The 23,650-nt window shown below is 54.6% G+C and carries 21 protein-coding genes; 8 read left to right on the top strand and 13 right to left on the bottom strand.

Annotation, left to right across the window (positions count from 1 at the left end):
* The first annotated feature begins 80 nt into the window (after positions 1–80).
* Positions 81–1,088 carry an adenosine deaminase gene (gene add / locus LQ901_RS14405; RefSeq protein ID WP_233672357.1) on the top strand — a complete coding sequence of 336 codons (1,008 nt, stop codon included), beginning with the start codon at positions 81–83 and terminating at the stop codon, positions 1,086–1,088.
* Between the two features lie 141 nt (positions 1,089–1,229).
* On the opposite strand, the gene hemN is transcribed toward add, so the two are convergent.
* The 4 genes from hemN to LQ901_RS14385 all read right to left on the bottom strand — a co-directional run bounded on the left by hemN (position 1,230) and on the right by LQ901_RS14385 (position 4,848).
* Positions 1,230–2,618 (bottom strand): oxygen-independent coproporphyrinogen III oxidase, encoded by a 1,389-nt coding sequence (hemN, locus tag LQ901_RS14400; protein ID WP_233672356.1) that lies wholly within the window; start codon positions 2,616–2,618, stop codon positions 1,230–1,232.
* Between the two features lie 43 nt (positions 2,619–2,661).
* Positions 2,662–3,132, bottom strand: a complete 471-nt coding sequence (locus LQ901_RS14395; RefSeq protein ID WP_052242262.1) for a DUF2489 domain-containing protein — start codon at positions 3,130–3,132, stop codon at positions 2,662–2,664.
* Positions 3,132–3,686 (bottom strand): Der GTPase-activating protein YihI, encoded by a 555-nt coding sequence (gene yihI / locus LQ901_RS14390; RefSeq protein ID WP_230432871.1) that lies wholly within the window; start codon positions 3,684–3,686, stop codon positions 3,132–3,134. Before yihI ends, LQ901_RS14395 begins: the two co-directional genes overlap by 1 nt.
* A gap of 535 nt (positions 3,687–4,221) precedes the next feature.
* Positions 4,222–4,848, bottom strand: a complete 627-nt coding sequence (locus LQ901_RS14385; RefSeq protein ID WP_010864958.1) for a cytochrome c — start codon at positions 4,846–4,848, stop codon at positions 4,222–4,224.
* 175 nt (positions 4,849–5,023) lie between these two features.
* Between LQ901_RS14385 and yihA the strand changes: the two genes are divergently transcribed.
* Together yihA and LQ901_RS14375 are read left to right on the top strand one after the other, a co-directional pair.
* Positions 5,024–5,677 carry a ribosome biogenesis GTP-binding protein YihA/YsxC gene (gene yihA / locus LQ901_RS14380; protein ID WP_010864959.1) on the top strand — a complete coding sequence of 218 codons (654 nt, stop codon included), beginning with the start codon at positions 5,024–5,026 and terminating at the stop codon, positions 5,675–5,677.
* A 337-nt stretch (positions 5,678–6,014) separates the two neighbouring features.
* Positions 6,015–6,377, top strand: coding sequence for a hypothetical protein (locus LQ901_RS14375; protein WP_233672355.1), 363 nt, complete (start codon positions 6,015–6,017; stop codon positions 6,375–6,377).
* A gap of 471 nt (positions 6,378–6,848) precedes the next feature.
* Here LQ901_RS14375 and polA read toward each other — a convergent pair whose 3' ends face one another.
* Together polA and LQ901_RS14365 are read right to left on the bottom strand one after the other, a co-directional pair.
* Positions 6,849–9,650 carry a DNA polymerase I gene (gene polA / locus LQ901_RS14370; protein ID WP_233672354.1) on the bottom strand — a complete coding sequence of 934 codons (2,802 nt, stop codon included), beginning with the start codon at positions 9,648–9,650 and terminating at the stop codon, positions 6,849–6,851.
* Between the two features lie 569 nt (positions 9,651–10,219).
* Positions 10,220–11,434 (bottom strand): NAD(P)/FAD-dependent oxidoreductase, encoded by a 1,215-nt coding sequence (locus tag LQ901_RS14365; protein WP_064978316.1) that lies wholly within the window; start codon positions 11,432–11,434, stop codon positions 10,220–10,222.
* Between the two features lie 404 nt (positions 11,435–11,838).
* Here LQ901_RS14365 and LQ901_RS14360 point away from each other — a divergent pair, with 404 nt between their 5' ends.
* Positions 11,839–13,317, top strand: a complete 1,479-nt coding sequence (locus tag LQ901_RS14360; RefSeq protein ID WP_010864963.1) for an inorganic phosphate transporter — start codon at positions 11,839–11,841, stop codon at positions 13,315–13,317.
* Positions 13,318–13,372: 55 nt separating this feature from the next.
* On the opposite strand, the gene uspB is transcribed toward LQ901_RS14360, so the two are convergent.
* From uspB to fabG, 4 genes are all read right to left on the bottom strand, one after another.
* Positions 13,373–13,717, bottom strand: coding sequence for a universal stress protein UspB (gene uspB / locus LQ901_RS14355; RefSeq protein ID WP_010864964.1), 345 nt, complete (start codon positions 13,715–13,717; stop codon positions 13,373–13,375).
* 56 nt (positions 13,718–13,773) lie between these two features.
* Positions 13,774–14,301: a non-heme ferritin gene (gene ftnA / locus LQ901_RS14350; protein ID WP_010864965.1), complete on the bottom strand. Its 528-nt coding sequence runs from the start codon at positions 14,299–14,301 to the stop codon at positions 13,774–13,776.
* 101 nt (positions 14,302–14,402) lie between these two features.
* Positions 14,403–15,443 carry an extracellular solute-binding protein gene (locus LQ901_RS14345; RefSeq protein WP_233672353.1) on the bottom strand — a complete coding sequence of 347 codons (1,041 nt, stop codon included), beginning with the start codon at positions 15,441–15,443 and terminating at the stop codon, positions 14,403–14,405.
* Between the two features lie 348 nt (positions 15,444–15,791).
* A complete protein-coding gene (gene fabG / locus LQ901_RS14340) occupies positions 15,792–16,523 on the bottom strand; it encodes a 3-oxoacyl-ACP reductase FabG (RefSeq protein ID WP_010864967.1) in 732 nt (243 codons plus the stop codon).
* On the opposite strand from fabG, the gene LQ901_RS14335 reads away from it, so the two are divergent.
* Together LQ901_RS14335 and uspA are read left to right on the top strand one after the other, a co-directional pair.
* Entirely contained in the window at positions 16,518–16,748 is a 231-nt protein-coding gene (locus tag LQ901_RS14335; protein ID WP_152144517.1) for a hypothetical protein, read from the top strand. The genes fabG and LQ901_RS14335 overlap by 6 nt on opposite strands.
* A 241-nt stretch (positions 16,749–16,989) precedes the next feature.
* Entirely contained in the window at positions 16,990–17,421 is a 432-nt protein-coding gene (gene uspA, locus LQ901_RS14330; protein ID WP_010864969.1) for a universal stress protein UspA, read from the top strand.
* 98 nt (positions 17,422–17,519) lie between these two features.
* On the opposite strand, the gene LQ901_RS14325 is transcribed toward uspA, so the two are convergent.
* The 3 genes from LQ901_RS14325 to prlC all read right to left on the bottom strand — a co-directional run bounded on the left by LQ901_RS14325 (position 17,520) and on the right by prlC (position 20,722).
* A complete protein-coding gene (locus LQ901_RS14325; RefSeq protein ID WP_010864970.1) occupies positions 17,520–17,681 on the bottom strand; it encodes a hypothetical protein in 162 nt (53 codons plus the stop codon).
* 89 nt (positions 17,682–17,770) lie between these two features.
* Positions 17,771–18,520, bottom strand: coding sequence for a 16S rRNA (guanine(1516)-N(2))-methyltransferase RsmJ (gene rsmJ / locus LQ901_RS14320; RefSeq protein WP_052021690.1), 750 nt, complete (start codon positions 18,518–18,520; stop codon positions 17,771–17,773).
* A 138-nt stretch (positions 18,521–18,658) separates the two neighbouring features.
* Positions 18,659–20,722: an oligopeptidase A gene (prlC, locus tag LQ901_RS14315; RefSeq protein ID WP_047706603.1), complete on the bottom strand. Its 2,064-nt coding sequence runs from the start codon at positions 20,720–20,722 to the stop codon at positions 18,659–18,661.
* Between the two features lie 104 nt (positions 20,723–20,826).
* Between prlC and LQ901_RS14310 the strand changes: the two genes are divergently transcribed.
* Together LQ901_RS14310 and LQ901_RS14305 are read left to right on the top strand one after the other, a co-directional pair.
* On the top strand, positions 20,827–21,669 hold the full coding sequence (locus tag LQ901_RS14310) for a 23S rRNA (adenine(2030)-N(6))-methyltransferase RlmJ (protein WP_010864973.1): 843 nt from the start codon (positions 20,827–20,829) through the stop codon (positions 21,667–21,669).
* 360 nt (positions 21,670–22,029) lie between these two features.
* Complete coding sequence (locus LQ901_RS14305) at positions 22,030–23,643, top strand: EAL domain-containing protein (RefSeq protein WP_152118085.1); 1,614 nt, start codon at positions 22,030–22,032, stop codon at positions 23,641–23,643.
* The last annotated feature ends 7 nt before the right edge of the window (positions 23,644–23,650 follow it).

The following is a 23,650-nucleotide window of genomic DNA, read 5'->3' as shown; positions in this document are numbered from 1 at the left end:
TTAACCGTAACAGGGTTAGGCTATTTTCACCCCAGTGTCTATACTGTCACACCAACTAAAATACACTGGGGAGCCTTTGCATGATTGCACGCGATTTACCGTTGACCGACTTACACCGTCATCTGGACGGCAATATTCGTCCATCGACCATTTTGGAGCTGGGTCAACAGCACGGCATCATGCTGCCCGCCGATAACCTGCCGGATCTGCTGCCGCACGTACAAATCACCGATAATGCCCCAACACTGGTCAGCTTCCTGCAAAAGCTGGATTGGGGCGTGGCAGTACTGGCCGATCTGGATGCCTGCCGCCGCGTCGCCTATGAAAACATGCAAGATGCCGATAACGCCGGTCTGGATTACACCGAGCTGCGCTTCTCACCATACTACATGGCGATGAAACACAACCTGCCAGTACAGGGCGTGGTGGAAGCGGTCGCCGACGGCATTGCGCAAGGCCGCCGTGACTTTACCGTGAAGGCCAACCTGATTGGTATTTTGAGCCGTACGTTCGGCACCGCCGCCTGCCAGCAAGAGCTGGATGCGCTGCTGGCCTGCCGCCAACACTTAGTCGCTATCGATCTGGCCGGTGATGAACTCGGTCAACCGGGTGAGCTGTTTGTGCCGCACTTTAGCCAAGTACGCGATGCCGGCTTACACATCACCGTGCATGCCGGAGAAGCGGCGGGCTCAGCCAGCATGTGGCAAGCGATTCAGCAATTGGGCGCAGAGCGAATTGGTCATGGCGTAAAAGCCATCGAAGATCCGCGTCTGATGGATTATCTGGCCGAGCACCGCATTGGCATTGAATCAGCCCTGACCTCCAACGTGCAGACCACCACGGTCAGCGCGCTAGCCGCCCACCCACTGAAAACTTTCTTGCAGCACGGCATTGTCGCCAGCATCAATACCGACGATCCGGCAGTAGAAGGTATCGAAATTGCGCACGAATACAATGTCGCCGCACCAGCGGCGGGTCTAACTCCAGCGCAAATCCGCCAAGCGCAGGAAAACGGCATGCATCAAGCGTTTTTAAGCGATAGCGATAAAGCCGAACTGCGTGCGCAAGCACGTGCGCGCAGCATGTAATACATCGCGCGACGCAGCGCCACAGCAGTGCGTATTGCGTTCAAGAAAAAAGCGGCCAAAGGCCGCTTTTTTTGTCCTGAATTTACTGTACTGAGAGCTTGTCGTACTCACGCGTACTCGCAGCTGACACAGCCGCAGGTTTTAAATCACGCGCGAGAACTGCTGGCGACGCGCTTGCTGGCGCAGATAAGTATCAAAGCACATGCAGATATTGCGGATCAGTAAGTGACCTCGCGGCAACACTCGAATGCCCTGTGCGTCCATCTCCAGCAGCCCATCGGCAGCCAATGGCGCTAACAGCTGCAAATCTTCGGCAAAGTGCTGGTTGAAATCGATGCCATACTGCTGCTCGATATCGGCAAAGCGCAGTTGGAAGTTACAAATCAGCGCTTTAATCACATCACGGCGCAGACAATCTTCGTCGCTCATGCGTAGCCCCTTGGCTAAGGCATGACCGTGCGCTTCAACCTCGGCATAATAATGCTTCAGCTCACGCTGGTTCTGCGCATAGTGATCGCCCAGCATGCTGATCGCCGAGACCCCTAATCCCAACAGATCGCACTCCGCTTGGGTGGTGTAACCTTGGAAGTTGCGGTGCAACTCGCCGTTACGCTGCGCCACAGCCAGCTCATCTTGCGGCCGGGCAAAGTGATCCATCCCAATAAACTGATAACCGGCCCCGCACAGCATCTGGATACTCTCTTGCAAGATAGCCAGCTTTTGCACCGGAGAGGGCAAATCTTCATCGCGAATTTTGCGCTGCGCAGCAAAGCGCGCTGGCAAATGCGCATAGTTAAATACGCTTAACCGATCCGGATTGAGCTCAATCACTCGCTGCAAGGTAAACGCAAAACTTTCCGGCGTCTGCTTCGGCAGGCCGTAAATCAAATCGATGTTGGTGGAGATAAAACCCAGCTCACGCGCCCGCGCCATCAGAGCAAAGATAAACTCTTCATCTTGCTCGCGGTTGACCAGACGCTGCACTTCCTTGTTAAAGTCCTGCACCCCCATGCTCATGCGATTAAAGCCTTCGCTGCGCAAGTGATCCAGCATATCCAGCTCGATTTCACGCGGGTCCAGCTCAATACCAATTTCAGCCTCAGGCAGGATGTGGAAGTTATCCCGCAGCAGCGCCATCAGGCGGGAAACCTGCGCTTTACTCAAGAAGGTCGGCGTACCGCCACCCCAGTGAATTTGCGTCACCTGACGTCCGCCAAACAGCTGGGCACGGGCGCGGATCTCTTGCTCCAGCACGTCCAAATAGTGGTCGGCTTTATGAGCATGACGGGTGATGACTTTATTGCAGCCGCAGAAATAACACAGCTTATGGCAAAACGGGATGTGCACGTACAACGAAAGTGGACGCTCTGGATAACGGGCGGCCGCTTCGGCAAAATCGCTGTACTGGTAGCCCTCGTGAAACTCAAGAGCGGTCGGGTAGGAGGTGTAACGAGGCCCAGAATAGTTATATTTTTGGATGAGATCTAAATCCCACTGCGTTGGGTTCGTCACTGACACTGACTCAGACATGCTTTAATTCCTTCCACATGGCCGCCGCTCCAGCGACGGCACTTTATTCAGGGTATTTGGCGCACCATGCCAGCAACTGCGGCAGCTCCTGTTCAATGGCGGGCTGCAGGCGCTCTTCGGCCCGGACTCGCTCCAAATCCCATTTCATTATTTGATTGCGCTTGTGTTGCTTGCGAGCGTCATGGGTCGGCATTTCTGCCACGACCTGATACAGCTCCGCCATCGCCGGAAAGTCGCGCGCCAGTTCCGGTTTGTCCTGTTCCACCAACAGCTCCAGCAGCCGCCCAATGCGCAGCACGCCTTCAGCCAATTCACACTGCCCGCTTTGCATCGCCCGTGCGATGGTACGGATGCTATCGAGCATATGCTGGCGACGATGCGCCGCCAGCGCAGCCTGTTGCTGACGTTGCAGCTGCCCCTGACGCCAGAGGCGTCCGAGCAGCCAGCCGGCATACAGACCGAGCGGCAGCAGTACCATGACTGCTGCCAGCACTAATCCCTGTTGCCACGCCATCAGAATGCTTTCGGATCGCTGTTGTTAAAGCGCTCCCACAGATCTTCTGGGCTGTTGCCCGACGCCTGTGAGTCTTGTTCTGCACTCTCTTCCTCATCGGTCAGACCGAGGATTTGCATCAGCTCATCCACGCGATCCAGCGCGTTATCCACGTAGGATTGCTCTTCGCTGCTCAAGCTTTCGCCAGCATCGACGCGATCCAGTAACAGGTGCAGACGCTCGTCATTTTCCAGCATCGCCAACTCTTCTGCCGGGGTCAGTTTTGGTTTCGCTGGCGCGGCAGCAACCGCCGGTTTTTTCGGCTGACGGTTGACAAATTCCACCATCAACGGCACCGGCTTTTTACTGCCGATACGTGGGTCTTTTACGGCGCGACCTTCATTTTGCTGGCCTTGCTCAGCCACATTCTGGCGTGAGCCAGAGCGCAGACCTTTACGCTTTTTCAGACGTTTTTGCTCACGGGAGAGCTGATCAATTTCAGCGCGGCTCTTTTTCGGCGCACGAGGGGCACTTTTCAGAGCAGGCACTTTACGGGATTTCTTTTCGCGGGTCATATCAACACCAATTGTGATGCGGGATCAGTAAACAACATTATGCCAGTGTTTACGCTCAGAAATAGAGCATTCTGGAATATAAGCGCCGGAATCTAGCAAAAAGAGGGTAAATAGCAAATAAAAAAGGCAGCGTTCAACGCTGCCCATGAAAGAATCGTGTCTTCTTTTCATCTGGGGATAACAACTCTCCCCGAGTGCATCCTAAACTGGTCTGTCCGCTTTCCCTGCGCGTAAGCTCTTGCTATCACACCATCCTGATGTTTTCTATCATCCGTGCAATCTTTGATGTCCACCACGGCGTCCTGCCGCTAACCCCACTCACCCACTGCCTGACAGCAGCGTCGGTGGTGACGCATTATCTGGCACGGCATTCCCGCCATACCGGTTCCACTGCCCCAGCTAATCTACGCGTCCGTACTGCGCAGGCAATCGTAAGGCCCAGTGATTGTGCGCCACTTCACAGTAAAAAAGCGGAAAATTTGACCACTGCGCGATTTGCTCACCGGCCAGAGAATCTGGCCAGCGAGCAACACGGTCAGTGCAAGCCACCAACATAACCGGCCAGTGCTTTGATTTCTGCATCCGTCAGATGCGCAGCCACTTGCCGCATCATCAAGTTCGGATCATTTTGTCGCTGTCCAGCGCGAAACGCGGTCAACTGAGCGCTGATATAGTCAGCGTGTTGGCCAGAGATTTTCGGAAAGCCCGACAAGCCGGTGCCATTACCACGCGGACCATGACAGGCGACACAGGCCGGAATGCCGCGCTGCTTATCACCGGCCATGTACAGCTGTTTGCCAAGCTCAACACTGGCTTTATCGGTATAGGCAGGTGCCGAGACTTGCTCGGAGAACCAAGCGGCCAAATCTTGCATATCCTGCTCAGACAAGGCCGCCACTTGACCTTGCATGATGGCATTCGCGCGCCCCTGCTTACCGCCGGAGTCCGCCGCCAGTTTGAATTCTTTTAGCTGCTTGAGCAGATATTTGTTATGTTGTCCGGCCAATTTTGGATTGACGGGGATGGTACTGTTCCCGTCAGCATTATGGCAGGCCACACACACCGCAGCGGCGATCTTCTTACCCGCTTCTGCGTTTCCCTGTGCCTGCGCAACACCGCTGACACCCAGCATCATTGAAATCACGAGCGCAAATTTTTTCATGGCGTTCCATTTAGCTATATGATTGTTGTTATGCCAATAACGGATAATCCTGTCCGTTACCGTAAGGTTTCGGCGGTCAGCGCAGTGCCTTACGCACTATTACAACAGATATTTTACACATTTTCACATAAAAGAAATCATCACACCACATTTGACTTAAGGTGGAGATCGCTCCGTGGCTCAATTTAATTATCACGTTACCCATTTTGTTACTAGCGCACCGGATATCCGTCACCTTCCGGTGGACAACGCCATCGAAGTGGCCTTCGCCGGCCGTTCGAATGCGGGCAAATCCAGCGCGCTCAATACCCTGACTAATCAGAAAAACTTGGCGCGTACCAGTAAAACCCCTGGCCGTACTCAGCTGATTAACCTGTTTGAAGTGGCCGAGCAGGCACGTCTGGTCGACTTGCCAGGTTACGGCTATGCCGAAGTACCGGAAGAGATGAAGCGCAAATGGCAGCGCGCGCTAGGTGAATACCTGCAAAAACGCGAATGCCTGCGTGGTCTGGTGGTGCTGATGGATATCCGCCATCCACTCAAAGACTTGGATCAGCAGATGATTGCGTGGGCGGTAGAATCCGGCCTGCCGGTGCTGGTGCTGCTGACCAAAGCCGATAAGCTGGCCAGTGGTGCCCGTAAAAATCAGGTGAATCTGGTACGCGAAGCCGTGCTGGCGTTCGAAGGTGATATTCAAGTCGAAGCGTTCTCCTCCCTGAAAAAACTGGGTGTGGATAAGCTGCGCCAGAAGCTGGATACCTGGTTTACCACCGAGATTGATGCCCTGAATCAGGCTGAACTGGATGCGGACGATAGCGACGCAGAATAAAGTTCGGTGATCGACACGTTGCCTGTCACGTTATTCTAGGTCGACGCGAGATGGGTCGCGAAAAGGGAAATAAGTCCCCACCGTACGGTGGGGCAACGGGAGAGAAATAGGAGGTTTTTATTGTTATGCCGTTAAGGATCTTCGATCCTGCGCGGTTTCGCAAGATCTTTGTGTAAGATCGCGCCATCATACATAAGTTTGCGCTGCACTCTTGATTCCCCTCACGAATACGCACATTACTTCATAGCAACTTGTCTGATAAAAGCCCGATTTAGCAACGATAAGTCAGATCCTGCCGCGATCTAACACGACAGTGTTATGTTTGGCGCATAACCGAATGCGCCCGACCAATTCTGTTTCCCTGTTCTGCTTCTCTGTCCTTTTCCCTGCTCACGGCCACACCTCTTCGTATTCACAACCGGTGGTGCGAATCTCTCTTAGCAAACCCATGCCGCACTATGCTTGTGCGGCGCTTGTGCAGCAGCACGCGCAACAGCGCAACAGCGCAACAGCGCAATTTGATTTTTCATCGAGAAATAAGTGTGGGCAAGCTGTAGCTTTACAACAAATTGCTGGAGAAGGTGGGCAGCGGGTAGACAGGCAACAAAAAGGCCGGCAAAAGCCGGCCCGAAAAAAATACGTAAGCAAAAATGTGAGTCTGGTGACAACGCCGCCATCACACAGACAAAAAATAAGATAAACAAGAAGAGCGAAATGATTATATCGCACTTAGAAACATTTTAAAGTAATTACTCTAATTCTTAGGCGATAAAATCGGCGACCGCGCTCACAAAAACGACGCAGTGTGAGAAAAAAAGCCAGCATCAACGGGAAAAAGAGTAACCCGCAGCGGGAAAAACGGTAACAAGGGGCGACGTTGTGGGGAAAAAAGCGGCAAAACGCAGATAAAAGAACGCCCCGCTCTAACGAGCGGGGCGGCTAAAAATTCAGCCAAATCCGATTACGTGAAGTAAAAGGTCTGAAAGATAGAACATCTTACCTCTGTACCCTACGCGAAAAACTGTACAACAATTCGACGGACGAGGAAAGCAATTTTTGTAGTTTGTTTTCACTTTTATGTCGCACTTCACTACTGACGGTAACATTAGCCCGAGGTTATTTTTCTCAGTGAAAATAGCTCAGGCTCAGTGTGAGTCGCGGCAGCACCCGATCAGTGTGCCTGATCCCAGTTATCACCCACGCCGACCTCAACCAGCAGCGGCACATCCAGCGTGGCACTGTGCTGCATCAGCTCACGCACCTTGGCACTGCACAGCGCCACTTTCTCTTGCGGCACTTCGAAGACCAATTCATCGTGTACCTGCATGATCATGCGAATACCGTCTGCCTCTGGCGTCGCCAACCATGCATCCACTGCCAGCATAGCGCGCTTGATGATGTCAGCCGCTGTGCCTTGCATTGGGGCGTTGATCGCCGCGCGCTCAGCGCCTTTGCGCCGCATCGCATTGCGCGAACGGATATCCGGCAACTGCAAACGACGACCAAACAGGGTTTCAACATAGCCTTGCGCATGCGCCTGCTCACGAGTGCGCTCCATATAAGTCAGCACGCCCGGGTAGCGCTCAAAGTACAGATCCATATAGCGCTGAGCATCGTTACGGCCAATACCGAGCTGACGCGCCAGACCAAAGGCGCTCATGCCGTAAATCAGACCGAAGTTGATAGCCTTGGCACTACGACGCTGTTCAGCGCTCACCTGCTCCAGCGGCAAGCCGAACACTTCGGCAGCGGTGGCGCGGTGGATATCCTTGCCTTCGCTAAAAGCGCGCAGTAAACCGGCATCGCCCGACAAATGCGCCATGATGCGCAGCTCAATTTGCGAGTAGTCGGCCGCGATAATCTGATTCCCTGCACCAGCAATAAAGGCCTGACGAATGCGCCGCCCTTCTTCGTTACGCACCGGAATATTTTGCAGGTTCGGATCGGTGGATGACAGACGACCAGTAGCGGTCACCGCCTGATGATAGGAGGTGTGCACGCGACCGGTCGCCGGATTGATCATCTGCGGCAGTTTATCGGTATAGGTTGATTTGAGCTTGGCCAGCCTACGGTACTCCAGCAGCACTGCCGGTAATGGGTAATCCAGCGCCAACTCGGCCAACACCTCTTCGTTGGTAGATGGCGCGCCGCCCGGGGTCTTCTTCAGCACCGGCAAGCCCAGCTTCTCGAACAAGATCCCCTGCAATTGCTTGGTAGAGGCCAAGTTAAACGGCTCACCGGCCAGCTCATGGGCTTTGCTTTCCAACTCCGCCAGACGCGTGGTCAGCTCCATGGAATGCCGTCCCAGCAAAGCCGGATCAATCAACACGCCGTTGCGCTCCATCCGCGACAACACTGACAGCAGCGGCACTTCCATCTCTTGCAGCACCGAGGCTAGACCGACTTCTTGCTCCAGTTGTGGCCACAGCACTTCATGCAAGCGCAGGGTGACATCCGCATCCTCGGCGGCGTAGGTGGCCGCTTGCTCTAGCGGGATCTGGTTAAAGGTCAGCTGGTTTTTACCTTTGCCAGCCACTTCCTCAAAAGTGATGGTCTGGTGACCTAAGTGGCGCTCAGACAGGCTATCCATATCATGACGACCAGCCACACTGTTGAGAACATACGACTCCAGCATGGTATCAGACCAAATACCGCGCAGCTCGATGCCATAACGCGCCAGAATGCTCTGATCAAACTTCAGGTTTTGCCCAACTTTGCGCGAATCGGTATCTTCCAGCAGCGGCTTCAGGCGCGCTAACACCGTATCGCGATCCAGTTGATCCGGCGCATCCAGATAATCGTGCGCCACCGGCAAATAGGCGGCCTCACCAGCGGCGGTGGCAAATGACAAGCCAATCAGGTTGGCGGTCATGTAATCCAGCCCGTCGGTTTCGGTATCCAGCACCCAGTAAGGCGCCGCGCGCAGCTTATCCAACCATGCGTCCAGCTCGCTCATCTGCAAAATGGTCTGGTAGGCACTGCGATCCAGCGTCACCGACGCCATGGCCGCTGCGGCAGGTTCGGCGCTATCGCTCACCGAGGCGGTTGGTCGGGCGCGTGGCGCAGCCGCTGCCGGATTAGGCGTCAGCATATCGCCGCCATCAAGCAGCTCAGCCAACCAACGTTTGAACTCATAACGGCCAAACAGGCTAATCAGGGTGTCGGTATCGGCGCTTTGGCGCGTCAGTGGAATGGGCTCCAATTCCACATCAGTTTTGATGGTGGCCAGTGCATAGGAGAGATCGGCATTGTCACGGTGCAATTCCAGCTTGGCCGGCAGCGTTTTCGAGCCGCGAAAACCGAGAGCGGGCACCGCATCCAGATTGGCGTAGATCTCACGCAGACTGCCGATCCCAGTCAGCAGCGCCAGCGCGGTTTTCTCGCCCACCCCAGGCACGCCCGGAATGTTATCCGATGAGTCGCCCATCAGCGCCAGAAAATCGATGATCAGCTCCGGCCCGACCCCGTATTTCTCGCGCACTTCCTGCGGCCCCAGCACCGTGTTGTTCATGGTGTTGATCAAGGTGATCTTATCGCTCACCAGCTGCGCCATGTCTTTATCGCCGGTGCTGATCAGCACGTCGCGCCCATTAGCGGCAGCTTGTTTGGCCAGCGTACCAATCACGTCATCGGCTTCCACCCCCGGCACCACCAACAGTGGCAAGCCGAGTGCGCGGATCATCTGATGCAGCGGCTCAATTTGGCTGCGCAGCTCATCGGGCATCGGTGGGCGATGCGCCTTGTACTCGGCAAACATCTCATCACGAAAGGTTTTGCCTTTGGCATCAAACACCACCGCCATTTCGGTCGGCGCAAATTGGTTAAGCAGGCTTTTCAGCATGTTCAATACGCCATACATGGCGCCGGTCGGTTCACCACCAGCATTGGTCAGCGGTGGGAACGCATGAAATGCACGATAAAGATAAGAAGAGCCGTCGACCAGAATCAACGGGTTGGGCGCTATCTGGGCCATAATTACACTATCCGGTCAGTCATCATCCCTAAAGGATGCCACAGCCAGCGGCAGAAACGAATTTACCGGTCGGGATTTTTGTCCCACTACGTATCTGGCGCGCCCCCCATTCCTTCCTACCGATGACGCGTAGCCTGTGGATAACTTTGTGAACAATAAAACGAGGGGATGTGATCGTTTGGCGTTAGCAGGTGAATGTATGGTTAATTACCATTAAATTTCATTAGGTTACGCAAGCGCACCCTGATCGGCGCGCGATCATTTGATGATCATCTGCTGTGGATACCATTTTTAGACTTGACTTTGCTGGAGCGCAGACGGGGCAAGGCGCTGGCCGCGATCGCCGTCTCTCCACCATACCTACTCGGCGTGTAAGCGGTGGACAACCGGTGTAAGAGAGGCAAAAAAATACCGGTTCACGACAAGGAGAACCGGTAGAAGATATGTGGAAGCAATTGTGAGCAATGTCGTGCGTGCAAAGCTTTCCTTCCCGAGGCGCTCTGCCAGCCAACAAACGATAACGATTATCATTATCCTTGTAAAGCCAAATCGCAGAATTCTTGCGCGTTTTATTCCACCGCCGCCTCGGGCAGTGGTAATGACTGCGCACAGGCATAGGCAGAGCTCCACGCCCACTGGAAGTTATAGCCGCCCAACCAGCCGGTCACATCCACCACTTCGCCGATAAAGTACAAGCCCGGTACGCTGGTCGCCTGCATGGTTTTCGATGACAGAGCGCGCGTATCTACACCACCGAGCGTGACTTCTGCGGTACGGTAGCCTTCGGTGCCGTTCGGGCTAATGCGCCACTGCTGCAGCGTCTCACACACCGCCTGTTTTTGCGCATGGCTCAGTTGAGCTAAGGTCGGACTCGGCAAGCGCTGCTGCTCAATCCAGCACTCCACTAAGCGCTTAGGTAACCAGCGCGTCAGGGCATTTTTCAGGCTTAAATTAGGCTGACTGCGGCGCAGCTGCTCCAACTCATTATCCAGATCGCAATCCGGCAGCAAATTGATCTCCAGCGTTTCCCCCGGCTGCCAGTAGCTGGAGATTTGCAAAATCGCCGGACCGGAGAGGCCGCGGTGGGTAAACAGCAGGTTTTCACGAAACTGTGGGCCACGGCTGGTGCTCACGGTGACGGGAACGGCAATCCCCGCCAGTGACTGCTGCGCTTGCAGCATCTCTTTATGTAAAGTGACCGGCACTAAGCCAGCCCGCGTTGGCTGCACCGGTAAACCAAATTGTTCGGCAATGCGGTAACCCAAAGGCCCAGCCCCCAGTCCCGGCATCGACAAACCACCGCTAGCCACCACCAGTGAGTGCGTCTGCACCTCACCTTGCGCGGTAGTCAGGGTGAACAGTCCGCTATCGCTACGCGCGACACTTAACACTTCGGTGCGTAAACGGATCTGCGCGCCGGCTTTATCGCACTCGCTCAGCAACATCTCGACGATCTGCTCGGCGGAGTCGTCACAAAACAACTGGCCTAACGTTTTTTCATGATAGGCAATCCCGTGCGCCGCCACTAAGGCAATAAAATCCCACTGGGTATAACGCGACAGTGCCGATTTGCAAAAATGCGGGTTGGCAGATAAATAGGCGGCCGGTTCAATATAGAGGTTGGTGAAATTACACCGCCCACCACCGGACATCAGAATTTTTCGACCAGCTTTTTTGCCGTTATCCACCACCAAGGTATTGAGCCCGCGTGCGGCGGCTTGCGCTGCACAAAATAATCCGGCTGCCCCGGCGCCGATAATGACCACATCAAATGCTGATTTCACCGTTTACTCCCGGCCGCTGTAAAAACGCCGGCGATTGTAAAGGGCTTTGCTGCAGACAGCCAGTATTACCCGGTTTTAGTTGACAGCTGGATAGCTTGCATACGCCTTTTGCAGATAAAACAGACAAAGCAGATAATTGTGTCAAATCCGGCACAAAATACAGTTCAAATCGCCGTGCGATTAGCGCAACTGAATGCGCGCCATGTCTCATTTCTATATTGTTTTTAAATAATCTTTTAAATCATTAGGTTATACAAATTTTATTCGCAAAGTTACGCGTAACAAACCAGATTATCGCGGCAAATTATTCGCACTTTTTGCAAAATAACTGGAATTTCCCCTTTCTAGCGACTGTATTTATATCGATAATGCGCCGGTCTGATGACGGTTTTATGGCTTATTTTATGTTTGATATATTTACCGGTCTTGATGCCCATATCGCCATTCTGCTTGGTTTGGCGTTATTGTTTGTTTTGGCTTATGAATTTATTAATGGATTCCACGACACTGCCAACGCTGTTGCCACGGTAATCTATACCAAAGCGATGCCGGCGCAGCTGGCTGTGGTGCTGTCTGGAATTTTTAATTTCTTCGGGGTGTTATTGGGAGGATTAAGCGTAGCGTATGCCATCGTGCATCTGCTGCCTATCGACCTGCTTGTTAATATCAGCTCGACTCACGGTCTCATCATGGTGTTCTCCATGTTGTTCACCGCGATTGTCTGGAATTTCGGTACCTGGTATCTGGGTTTGCCGGCTTCCAGCTCACATACACTGATCGGTTCTATTCTGGGCGTGGGTGTGGCAAACGCACTGATGACCCATACCTCTATCAGTGATGGCGTTAACCTCAAAAAAGCGGTTGATGTCATGCTGTCACTGATCGTGTCTCCTGTTGTCGGCTTGCTGCTGGCGGGAACGGTGTTCCTGCTGTTAAAGCGGTTATTCCCGACCTCACACATGCACCTGAATCCTGAAGAGCGCCAATTGCTGGACGGGAAAAAGCATCCGCCATTCTGGGCGCGTACTGTGTTGATCCTCTCCTCTTTCGGGGTGAGCTTTGCACACGGCTCGAATGATGGACAAAAAGGGATCGGCCTGCTGATGCTGGTACTGATCGGGATTGCGCCGGCCAAGTTTGTGGTCGACATGAATGCCAGCCAGTATCAAATCGCGAAAACCGCCGATGCTGCGCAGCATATTGCCGCCATTTACGAGCGCAACCCAACCGTGCTGGATGCCTTTATTGCCTCACATCCAAAAGCGCAGGATAACGCTATCCCGCAAGGTAAGTTCCATTGCGATGTGGCCAATACACGTCAGTCACTGGATGGGTTAAGTTCGCTACTGAACGGCGTATCAGATTATGCACAGCTGGATACCGACCAACGCCGGATGGCGCGTCGTTTGATCCTGTGCATTGACGATACTGCCAAGAAAGTAGCCGCGGCGCCGGGAATGTCCAAAGCCGATGCCGCAAGCCTGACGACCTTCCGCCATGACCTGAACAGCACCACCGAATACGCCCCGACTTGGGTGATCGTTGCGGTGGCGATGGCTCTGGGCTTGGGTACCTTGGTCGGCTGGCGCCGGATCGTGGTCACCGTCGGTGAGAAAATCGGTGAGCGCGGGATGGGCTATTCACAGGGGATGGCAGCGCAAATTACCGCCGCCTCTGCAATCGGTATTGCCAGCGTCACCGGTATGCCGGTTTCCACCACACATGTGTTGTCTTCAGCGGTTGCCGGCTCAATGCTGGCAAACAAAAACCGTCTGCAGTCTGGTACGGTTAAAAGTATCCTGATGGCATGGATTTTCACCTTGCCAGCAACCATGTTGCTTTCCTGTACGCTGTTTTGGGTTGCTAGCTATATCCTGCTCTGACAGCCCCATTCCTACCGTTATCAGTTCAACCACGATACCCGCCTTCGGGCGGGTATCAGTGGGTCACCCCCGGCATCACCCATCCCAGTACTAACACCACCAGTGTTAACAGTAACAACGCACTGCTCAGCACAAACTGCTGACGTACCTGCACACACTTGGCGATAAAGCGCGGATCATGATGCGAAACATAACGCTGTTCACGCAGGTAGTGAAACAGCCGGATCTGCTTTGAGATCACGCCGGTCGGTCGGAAAAAACCGCGGCCATCCACCAGCAAATACAGGTAGGGATCACTGTCGCGCATGATAAACAACAGCACCCGCAAACTGGACAGATAGCGCGCAATATTCAGCGCGCTCATCAGCAGCAACACCCAAAAGACGATATTCAAATCCATTCCTGCTCTCCTAAGTATCCTTACTCAGGGTAGTTCAGTTGTACGCCAACAGCGATTTACTGATTGCTGGCAGCCAACGATGCCTGCTCGCCCTGAGCGGCCAGTGCACGCAAGTCTTTATCGATAAAGAACAGCGCTTTACCATCTTCGCCCACCAGCTCGATTTTATCCAGAATGCTTTTGAACAGCTTCTCTTCTTCATGCTGCTCTGCCACATACCACTGCAGGAAGCTGAAGGTGGAGTAATCTTGAGTACTGAAGGCCACATGCACCAACTCATTAATCTTGCGCGTGATCAGCTGCTCGTGGCTGTAGGTTTTATGAAACACATCGGCCAATGACTGATAATCACTGTCCGGCGCCTCAATGGCACCAATCAACGGCAGCGCACCGGTTTCGCTGACATAGGTGAACAAACGCTGCATATGCTGCATCTCCTCTTGCGCATGCTGGCGTAAGAACAGCGCCGCGCCATCAAAGCCGTGATGATCACACCAAGCGCTCATCTGCAAATACAAGTTGGATGAGAAAAATTCCAGATTCAACTGCTCATTGAGCTTATCGGTCATGGCTTGCGATAACATAGCGACTCCTTGTTATGTATTCGGTGACGGTGCAGAGTTTGCCCCTCTGCTGACACAATAGCGCGTCGGGCCGGGAATTCAATCCCGGCCCCCGTAACGGATTATTTCCCCGTCCGCAGTTTATTCCAGTACTCTTCGTAGATCTGAACCGCATCGCCCACATCCGCTTGGAATTGGCCACGTTGTTTGGCGTCTTCTGGCGGGAACAGGGTTGGGTTATTGACCATCTCCGCCGGCAGCAGTTTAAGCGCAGCCTGATTCGGTACCGAATAACCGAGCTCTTTGATGATGGCGGCAGCACTTTCTGGGCGCAGCAAGAAATCGATGAAGCGATGCGCGGCGGCTTTGTGCTTGGCCGCTTTCGGAATGGCGAAGCTATCCATCCAGAAGATCGCCCCTTCCTTTGGATAGACGAACGTTAAATCCGGGTTTTCTAAGCTGGCGCGCCACGCCGGCCCATTCCAGATCATGCCCACCGAAACCTCATCTTGCAGATACGGCACGTCTGGCGCATCGGAGTTAAACACCCGCACGTTCGGCATCAACGGCTGCAGCTTTTCATAGGCCTGCCGGATGTCATCGGGATTTGTGGTATTGGGCGATTTGCCGTTGACCAGCAGCGCCATGTGGAACACTTCGCGCGAGTCATTGGTCAGCAACAGGCGATCTTTAAACGCCGGATTCCACAGGTCAGCCCATGAGGTCACCGTGGCCGGATCAATCTCGGATTTGTTGACCGCAATCCCAGTCACACCCCACACATAAGGGACGGAGTAGGTATTTTGCGGATCGAACTCGCGATGCAGTAATGCGGGGTCAAGATTAGCGAAGTTTTTCAGCTGGCTCTGATCGATTTCCTGCAACAATCCTTCGCGGGCCATCTTGCTGATATAGTACGTGGAAGGAACCACTAAATCGTAGCCGGCACCCTGAGTGAGTTTCAGTTTCGAGTACATCTCCTCGTTACTTTCAAACGTGGAGTAGATGACTTCAATACCGGTTTCCTTGGAGAACTGCTCCAGCAACGCGGCCGGAATATAATCAGTCCAGTTATACACATACAGTTGTTCTTGCGCGGCGCCTGCGCTGCTCATGACGGCAGTCGCGCTCAGAACCAGGCTTTGCACCCACAGCTTACTCATCGTCGTTGTTTCCTCCCATGATGTCCCGCGGACATCGAATTCGGGTGATTATTCCGCAAGGCGCACACCATTAGCCTACGCCTTGCCCGGTGACTGGCCATGCCCAAACGCTCTGGCATGGCCGCCGGTCGCCTTGGCGCCGGTTACCCGGCGATTGTAACTAAACTCACTGCCGATACGATCTTTTCTGGCCTTGTTGCATACGCCGATCCCGCAGAGCGAGATCGCACGCACAAAAAAAGCCCCGACCAGCGGGGCAATAGATACACAGAACTGACTTTCTTGTGCTTATGGCTTATTCGGGTGCATGGCCTCTGACGTGGCCGTAGCGCGAGTGGGTTTCTGGTGTTATATCGTCAGCCCACCATCGACACGTAATACCTGTCCGGTAATGAACGCCGCCTGCTCACTGACTAAGAACCGCACCGCGTTGGCGATATCCTCCGGCGTACCCATCCGCCCCAAGGGGGTTTTGCTGACCATGTGATCGATGACTTTATCCGGCACCACCGCGGTCATCGGGGTGCGGATAAATCCTGGCGCAATCGCGTTAACACGCACCACCGCGCCTTTACGGGTAAATTCTTTGGCCCAGGTTTTGGTCAGTGCAATCACCCCGCCTTTACTGGCGGCATAGTTACTCTGACCGATGTTGCCATCCAGCCCCACCACCGACGAGAGGCTGACAATCGCGCCACTGCCTTGCGCCATCATCACCGGCGCGATGGCTTGGGTGAGGTTAAATACCCCTTTGAGGTTGATATCCAGCACCAGATCCCACTCCGCTTCGCTCATGTTCTGGATTAAGTTATCGCGGGTAACACCGGCGTTATTGACCAGCACATCGATGCGGCCAAACTCCTCCACCACCGCCGCCACGAATGCTGGCATGCTGTTACGGTCACTGACGTTCAGTAATTGGCCGCGCACATTAGCGCGTCCGTTGACGGTCTCTTCTAAGGCGGCCGCATCCAGATCGCAGGCAATCACCATCGCCGCCCCAGCGTCAGCCAGCGTATTGACTATCTGGCGACCAATCCCACGACCGCCACCGGTCACGACACAGATTTTATTTTGCATACCACTACTCCCGCTCAGTTTTACCGTCGTAAGACTTTGGGCTTTGCCCTTGCTGTCACCGTGGCACGGGTCACCATGTCCGGTCAGATACTGCAATCAATGGCACCAGAAATTCATCGCGGCAAATTTTTAGCTGTCAGTTACGGTGAAGTTTTATGGCAAGAAAAAGGGCGCAAGCAGACCGACAAACCAACGGTAATACTTGCAACCTCGCAGTTACGCTAACGCTGCGCATTTTTTCAACCGAAAATTTTTTTTGTGACAAGGAAAAGTGCCCCGATTTTTACGGGTTAATGACCCCCAACGCATTAGAACGCGCTGAAGCTAAAATGGCGGCTTTTATAGCCTTTTGTGAGGGCATTTTGTGAGGCTGGCAATGGCGGTACGGGCTGTGATCCACTGAACATTTCGCCATCTATACTAATGTTAGTATCCGAGTATGGAAGAATGGAAAAGGAGCAACATCATGGCATATCAACATCTTCTGGTCGCTGTCGACCTGTCGCCGGAAAGTCACTATCTGCTGAAAAAAGCCATCGGCGTCGCCAAGCGTAACGATGCCAAAGTTTCGCTGATCCATGTTGATGTCAATTACTCAGACCTGTATACCGGCCTGATTGATGTCAACCTTGGGGATATGCAGCAGAAGATTTCCGAAGAAACCCATTCTGCCCTGCGTGAACTGGCGCTGAATGCCGGCTATCCGATCACCGAAACCTTAAGTGGCAGCGGCGATCTGGGACAGGTTCTGATGGATGCGATCAAGCAATATGACGTGGATCTGCTGGTGTGTGGTCACCATCAGGATTTCTGGAGCAAGCTGATGTCATCTGCGCGCCAGCTGATTAACAATATCCCAATTGATATGCTGATTGTGCCGCTGCGCGACGAAGACTAAGCTCAGCAGAGCCCGATAGCGCGCATCGCCAACGCGCGTTTTGAGCATTCATACAACTCCCGCCCACGGCGGGAGTTTTCATTATTCATCTCGATTCATCACTCGTCGCGTTTACGCGGCTTGCACAGATAACGCTTTTTGCGCGCACTGCGGCCACAACGCTCACAGGTAAATTTCGGCTTACGGGTGATCTCGCATAGCAAGGCGAAGTGCTCGCTGTATTCATCCCGCCCCCATTTGCATAACCGGCGAATTTCCACCTTGATGACCTCCGGTGACTCTCTAGACCAGACCACCGTGGCTGGCCGTTTTCTACACGCTGGCACACCGGCGCGATAGCGTCAATCGGTTAACTGGCAGCAGGCGTAACATAAAGATCGAAACGGTGATTTTTGGTGCTGATGGCCGCGCTCGCCGGTTGATTGGCTAACGGCTCGGCGTAATCCGGCCGCTTAACCACCACCCGTTTACGTGCCACGGCGCGCGCTGGGGTCAACAAATCATCGGCATCCAGATCCGCGCCCACCAACGACTGAAATACCCGCATCTCTTTTTTCACCAAGGCCGATTTGGTTTTGTGCGGATACATAGGATCGAGATAGACCACATCTGGCGCAGGCGACAAAGTGGCCAACACCTCGATGCCCGAGGCGTGCAGCAGTTGCATGCGCTCGCGCATCCAGCCACCGATTTCTGGATCGGCATACGCCCGTTGCAAACCATCATCCAACAAGGCGGCGACTACCGGATGACGCTCTAACAAACGCACCCGACAGCCGATACTGGCCAGCACAAAGGCATCGCGGCCAAGGCCGGCGGTCGCATCCACCACATCCGGCAGATAGCCTTTTTTTACGCCGACCGCTTTCGCCACCGCTTCACCGCGGCCACCACCAAAGCGGCGACGGTGCGCCATAGTACCACCGACAAAATCCACGCAAATCGCGCCCAGCTTTGGCTCATCGCGTTTACGCAGCTCCAGACGCTCGGCGGTCAATACCAGCGCAAACTGCGCCTCTTCATCATGCTGCAGCTGCCAGCGCTCAGCTAAGACGGCCAGCTCAGGCGCACGCGCCGCAACGTCAGTGGACAGGTGGATCGAATACAAAGCTCAACTCCCGCAGGTTGGCAGCGCCGCATACTTAGCGCCGGCAAGAAAAAAGGGTGCAATTATGCACCCTTATGATACTACATCTCACGCGCGGTATTTCACGCTACACGCGAGTTAACGCAGCCGTTAACCGGCAATGCCTTTATGACGCAGTAAGGCATCCAGCTGTGGCGCGCGACCACGGAAACGCTTAAACAGCGCCATTGGCTCTTCCGAGCCGCCACGCTCTAAAATGCAGTGCAGGAAATCTTGTCCGGTTTGCGGGTTGAAAATGCCCTCTTCCTCAAAGCGGGCAAACGCATCAGCGGACAGCACTTCCGCCCACAGGTAGCTGTAGTAACCCGCGGCATAGCCTCCGGCGAAGATGTGGCTAAAGCTATGCGGCATCCGCTGCCAGCTTGGCGCTTGCAGTACCGCCACTTTGGCTTTCACATCGTGCAGCATCTCCAGCACCTTGGCGCCCTCGGCCGGAGAGTATTCGTGGTGCAGACGGAAATCGAACAGCCCGAATTCCAGCTGACGCAGAACAAACATCGCTGCCTGATAGTTTTTCGCCGCCAGCAGTTGGGACAGCATTTCCTGTGGCAGTGGTTCACCGCTTTCATAGTGACCGGAGATGAACGCCAGCGCTTCGGCTTCCCAGCACCAGTTCTCCATAAACTGGCTTGGCAGCTCGACTGCATCCCATGGCACGCCGTTGATACCGGACACCGCGCCCGTATCCACTTCGGTCAGCATATGGTGAATGCCGTGGCCAAATTCGTGGAACAAGGTGGTGACTTCGTCATGGGTAAACAGCGCCGGCTTATCGCCAACCGGTTTGTTGAAGTTACAAGTCAGGTAGGCAACCGGTTTTTGTAAACTGCCATCGAGGCGACGATTACGGCCGATGCAATCATCCATCCACGCCCCGCCGCGCTTGTGTTCACGCGCGTACAAGTCCAGATAGAAGCTACCGCGCAGCTCGCCTTGGCCGTCAATCAGCTCAAAGAAACGGACACTCGGATCCCACACATCCACACTACCCGCTGGCAGCTCGCGTGCTTCGATACCAAACACCCGACGCAGCACTTCGAACAAGCCGCTGATCACGCGATCTTCTGGGAAGTACGGACGCAGCGCCTCATCGCTGATGGCAAACAGGTGCTGCTTTTGTTTTTCGCTGTAATAAGCGATATCCCACACTTCCAGCGTATCGACGCCACACTGCTCACGGGCAAACGCGCGCAGCTCCGCCAGCTCTTTTTCCCCTTGTGGGCGAGCGCGGTTGGCCAGATTGTTCAAAAACTCCAGTACTTGCTGTGGGTTTTCCGCCATTTTGGTGGCCAGCGATTTATCGGCATAGGTAGCAAAGCCCAGCAATTGGGCCAGCTCATAGCGCAGCGCCAGAATTTCAGCGATCAGTGGCGAGTTATCCCACTGGCCGGCATTCGGGCCTTGATCGGAAGCGCGGGTGGCATAGGCCTGATACAGCTCTTGGCGCAGCGCTTGGTTATCACAATAGGTCAGCACCGGCAGGTAGCTCGGGATATCCAGCGTCAGCAGGTAACCCTCTTGGCCTTTGGCCTGCGCGGCGGCGGCCGCCGCTTGCAGCGCGCTCTCTGGCATCCCTTGCAGTTCGTTCACGTCAGTGACCAGCTTGCTCCAGCCCATGGTGGCATCCAGCACATTGTTGCTAAACTGGTTCGACAGCTCTGACAGGCGAGTCATGATCTCGCCGTAGCGTTGCTGCTGCTCGGCGGGCAAGCCGATGCCAGACAGCTCAAAATCACGCAAACTGTTTTCCACCGCTTTGCGCTGGGCGGGAGTCAGACGGCTGAACTCTTCACTGTCATGCAGCGCTTTGTAGGCTTGATACAAACCGGCATGCTGGCCCATCCAAGTGCCGTATTCGGATAACAGCGGCAAACACTGCTGATAAGCTTCACGCAATTCGGGGGAGTTTTTCACTGCATTTAAGTGACCGACCGGTGACCACAAGCGGCTCAGGCGGTCATTCACCTCTGCCAATGGCTCACACAGGTTCGCCCACGTGTACGGGGTATCCTGCGCCAATACGCGCTCAACCTCGGCACGGCAGTCGGCAATGGCCTGCTCCACCGCCGGCAGCACGTGCTGTGGCTCGATTTGTGAGAACGGTGGTAATCCGGTGAAGCTTAGCAGTGGGTTGGAAGACTGCAGGTTGCTCATGGTCAGTTATCCTTAAAATGTATTATCTCTATTAAGATGGCGATCCTGCAGGCGAAATTCAATGCTCACTCAGGCATAATATGCGACCTAAGAGAGAGGTCACCATGCTCAGCTATCGACACAGTTTTCATGCCGGCAACCACGCCGACGTTTTAAAGCACACCGTTCAGGCGCTGATCATCGACGCCCTGAAACAAAAAGATAAGCCGTTCGTGTATCTGGATACCCACTCCGGTGCCGGTCGTTATTACCTGAAAAGCGACCATTCAGAGAAAACCGGTGAATATCTGGAAGGCATTGGCCGAATTTGGCAGCGCGATGATATTCCCGAGCTGCTGCAGCCTTACCTGTCGGCGGTGAAAGCGGTTAACCGCGGTCCGCAGCTGTTTTATTATCCGGGCTCGCCGCTGATTGCTCAGCATCTGCTGCGCGATCACGATCGCTTGCTGCTGACCGAACTGCATCCGACCGATTTCCCTCTGCTGCGCCATGAGTTTCGCGAAGACCCACGCGCCTCAACCAAGCGCGGTGACGGTTACCAGCAGCTGAAATCTCAGCTGCCACCGAAAGAGCGTCGCGGTTTAGTGCTGATTGACCCGCCGTACGAGCTTAAAGATGACTACCAGCAGGTCGTGACCGCCATTACCGAAGGCTACAAGCGCTTTGCGACCGGTACCTATGCCATCTGGTATCCGGTCGTGCTGCGTCAGACCATCAAGCGCATGCTGCGCGATCTGGAAGCCACCGGCATTCGCCGCATCCTGCAAATCGAGCTGGGCGTGCGTCCGGACTCCGATCAGCGCGGCATGACCGCCTCCGGTATGATTGTGATCAATCCACCGTGGAAGCTGGAAAGCCAGATGCAAGAGCTGCTGCCATGGCTGACCGAGGTGATGGTGCCAGAAGGCACTGGCCATCACAGCGTGACTTGGGTCGTTCCTGAATAAACGCCGGAAAAAGCGCTGGCATAAACTCGGCTCCCCATTTCCCCTTGGGGAATGTCACGAGTAAGTAAGCACTCCGGTGCACTGCGCCGTCCTGACTGGGCGGCGTTTTGTCATCTGCGCTAAATTCCCCCGTGGCAATCTTAGACCTTGGCCGCAATTTCACACTGCAAGCATCCACCTAAGCAGGTTTTCAGCGCGCAGTCAGATATAGTGAAATCAAATAGCGTCACTCGGGTATAGCCAACCGCGTTTTTACACATCGCACATGAACCTGACGCTCAGTGAAAGCATCAACAGGAAGTTGGGCCACGTCAGCAATCACCTGACCCACACAACGGCCATCAAGGATGAGGCAGCACAGTGCCAGTACGCACCACCGCAACTTGCAGCTTATTGCGCCAGCGTTATCTTTTGCACCGTGGCGGGATCGCCTTGGTGGCGGGCATCGTGTGCGCGCTATTGTCGTTATTTAGCAGCTACCAACAACTGCGCCAGCAAGCCTTACAGCAACAGCAGAAAGCGGTTCAACAACTGCGCGATTATTTTGAAACCCAGCAGCCCTTTAGCCGTAACTGGCAAAATCGGTTACTGACCTTAAGCCACTACCCGTGCGCACAGGTGCAACCGCAGCTGCAACAAGCGGCCACCCAAGATCACAGTGCGCGTAGCTACTTACTGGTTCAGCAAGGCCAAATCCACTGCTCCTCGTCCACCGCCGATGAAGCGCGCATGTTACAGCCGTACCTCGATTTACTGTTGCAACACCCACGCACGCCGATGTTGCTCAAAGAAATGGCCGGTAGCGCGCCAGTGCTGGTGTACTGGTGGCCGCACAGCAGCCAAGCCGAGCAAGGGGTGCTGTACGTGCAAGATATCTACCCGCTCACCCATATCCTGTTGCGTCCACAGCTGCCGTATATCACCGGTCTGAGTATGGATGTGAGCTACCCCTATCCACAGACCTTGCGCAGTATCGCGCCCGATGACGCCACCTTCGCCACACCAAAAGCCCGCTGGCAAGACAGCGCCCATCACGTCACCCTCAACGTGTATGGCCCAGAAGGGTGGCAGCTGGTGCCGCTACTGAGCGGGATGCCGGTCTCCGTTGCCCTGTTACTCGGCTTGTGTGTGTTTATGCTGGTGTTCCATCTGTACAGTGACCGCCACCATTTCAGCCACGATCTACGCGCGCTGATCCGACAGAAAAAACTGCGCATGCATTATCAGCCGCTGATCGACTGCCAAAGTGGTCGCTGCGTCGGGGTGGAAGCCTTGCTGCGCTGGACACCACACGGCATCACCCAATCGCCGGATGCCTTTATCAGCCAGCTGGAGCAGCATCATCTGATGCCGCATCTGACCCATCACCTGATGCAGCTGATTGCCCAAGACATGCAGCGACTGCCGCTGGATAACCTGCCCGCCGGTTTTCGGGTCTCCGTGAATATCTCCCCCGATCACTTCAACGAGCCGGCGCTGCTGGATAACACCCGCACCTTACGCCAAGCGCTGCCGACACAAACGCGCTTGATTTTGGAGATCACCGAGCGCAGCCCGCTGCATTTCAATGCCAGCCAAATTCGCCAGCTCGACGCGTTACAAGCGCTGCCGGATGTGCACCTAGCACTGGATGATTTCGGCACCGGCCACTGCACACTGGGTTACTTAAACCAACTGCGCCCTGATTACCTGAAAATCGATAAACGCTTTACCGCCAGCATTGATGCCCAAGGGATGGATACCGTGGTGCTCGACAGCATTATTGCGCTGGCGCAGCGCCTAGGGATCGCCTTGATTGCCGAAGGGGTCGAAAGCGGGGTGCAGGCCATGTATCTGCGCCAAAAAGGGGTGCAAACCCTGCAGGGATTCTTGTTTGCCCGCCCGATGCGGATTGAGGAACTGCAGGAGTGGCTACAAAACCCGATGCAGAAATTTGCCGGAGCCTGCCCTCTATCGCTAGAATCAATCCATTAGAGCAAGG

This window comes from Plesiomonas sp. PI-19 (assembly GCF_021368255.1).
GTDB lineage: Bacteria > Pseudomonadota > Gammaproteobacteria > Enterobacterales > CAMTGL01 > Plesiomonas > Plesiomonas shigelloides.
Note: the sequence above shows the minus strand (reverse complement) of the source record. Positions and strands in the feature narration are given on the sequence as shown.

Coding starts and splice junctions, on each gene's coding strand:
- LQ901_RS14345 (WP_233672353.1), bottom strand. CDS start 15,443: ATGAGTAAGCTGTGGGTGCAAAGCCTGGTTCTGAGCGCGACTGCCGTC.
- LQ901_RS14360 (WP_010864963.1), top strand. CDS start 11,839: ATGTTTGATATATTTACCGGTCTTGATGCCCATATCGCCATTCTGCTT.
- LQ901_RS14385 (WP_010864958.1), bottom strand. CDS start 4,848: ATGAAAAAATTTGCGCTCGTGATTTCAATGATGCTGGGTGTCAGCGGT.
- LQ901_RS14375 (WP_233672355.1), top strand. CDS start 6,015: ATGCGCCCGACCAATTCTGTTTCCCTGTTCTGCTTCTCTGTCCTTTTC.
- uspB (WP_010864964.1), bottom strand. CDS start 13,717: ATGGATTTGAATATCGTCTTTTGGGTGTTGCTGCTGATGAGCGCGCTG.
- add (WP_233672357.1), top strand. CDS start 81: ATGATTGCACGCGATTTACCGTTGACCGACTTACACCGTCATCTGGAC.
- fabG (WP_010864967.1), bottom strand. CDS start 16,523: ATGCAAAATAAAATCTGTGTCGTGACCGGTGGCGGTCGTGGGATTGGT.
- polA (WP_233672354.1), bottom strand. CDS start 9,650: ATGGCCCAGATAGCGCCCAACCCGTTGATTCTGGTCGACGGCTCTTCT.
- hemN (WP_233672356.1), bottom strand. CDS start 2,618: ATGTCTGAGTCAGTGTCAGTGACGAACCCAACGCAGTGGGATTTAGAT.
- ftnA (WP_010864965.1), bottom strand. CDS start 14,301: ATGTTATCGCAAGCCATGACCGATAAGCTCAATGAGCAGTTGAATCTG.
- LQ901_RS14395 (WP_052242262.1), bottom strand. CDS start 3,132: ATGGCGTGGCAACAGGGATTAGTGCTGGCAGCAGTCATGGTACTGCTG.
- prlC (WP_047706603.1), bottom strand. CDS start 20,722: ATGAGCAACCTGCAGTCTTCCAACCCACTGCTAAGCTTCACCGGATTA.
- LQ901_RS14310 (WP_010864973.1), top strand. CDS start 20,827: ATGCTCAGCTATCGACACAGTTTTCATGCCGGCAACCACGCCGACGTT.
- uspA (WP_010864969.1), top strand. CDS start 16,990: ATGGCATATCAACATCTTCTGGTCGCTGTCGACCTGTCGCCGGAAAGT.
- yihI (WP_230432871.1), bottom strand. CDS start 3,686: ATGACCCGCGAAAAGAAATCCCGTAAAGTGCCTGCTCTGAAAAGTGCC.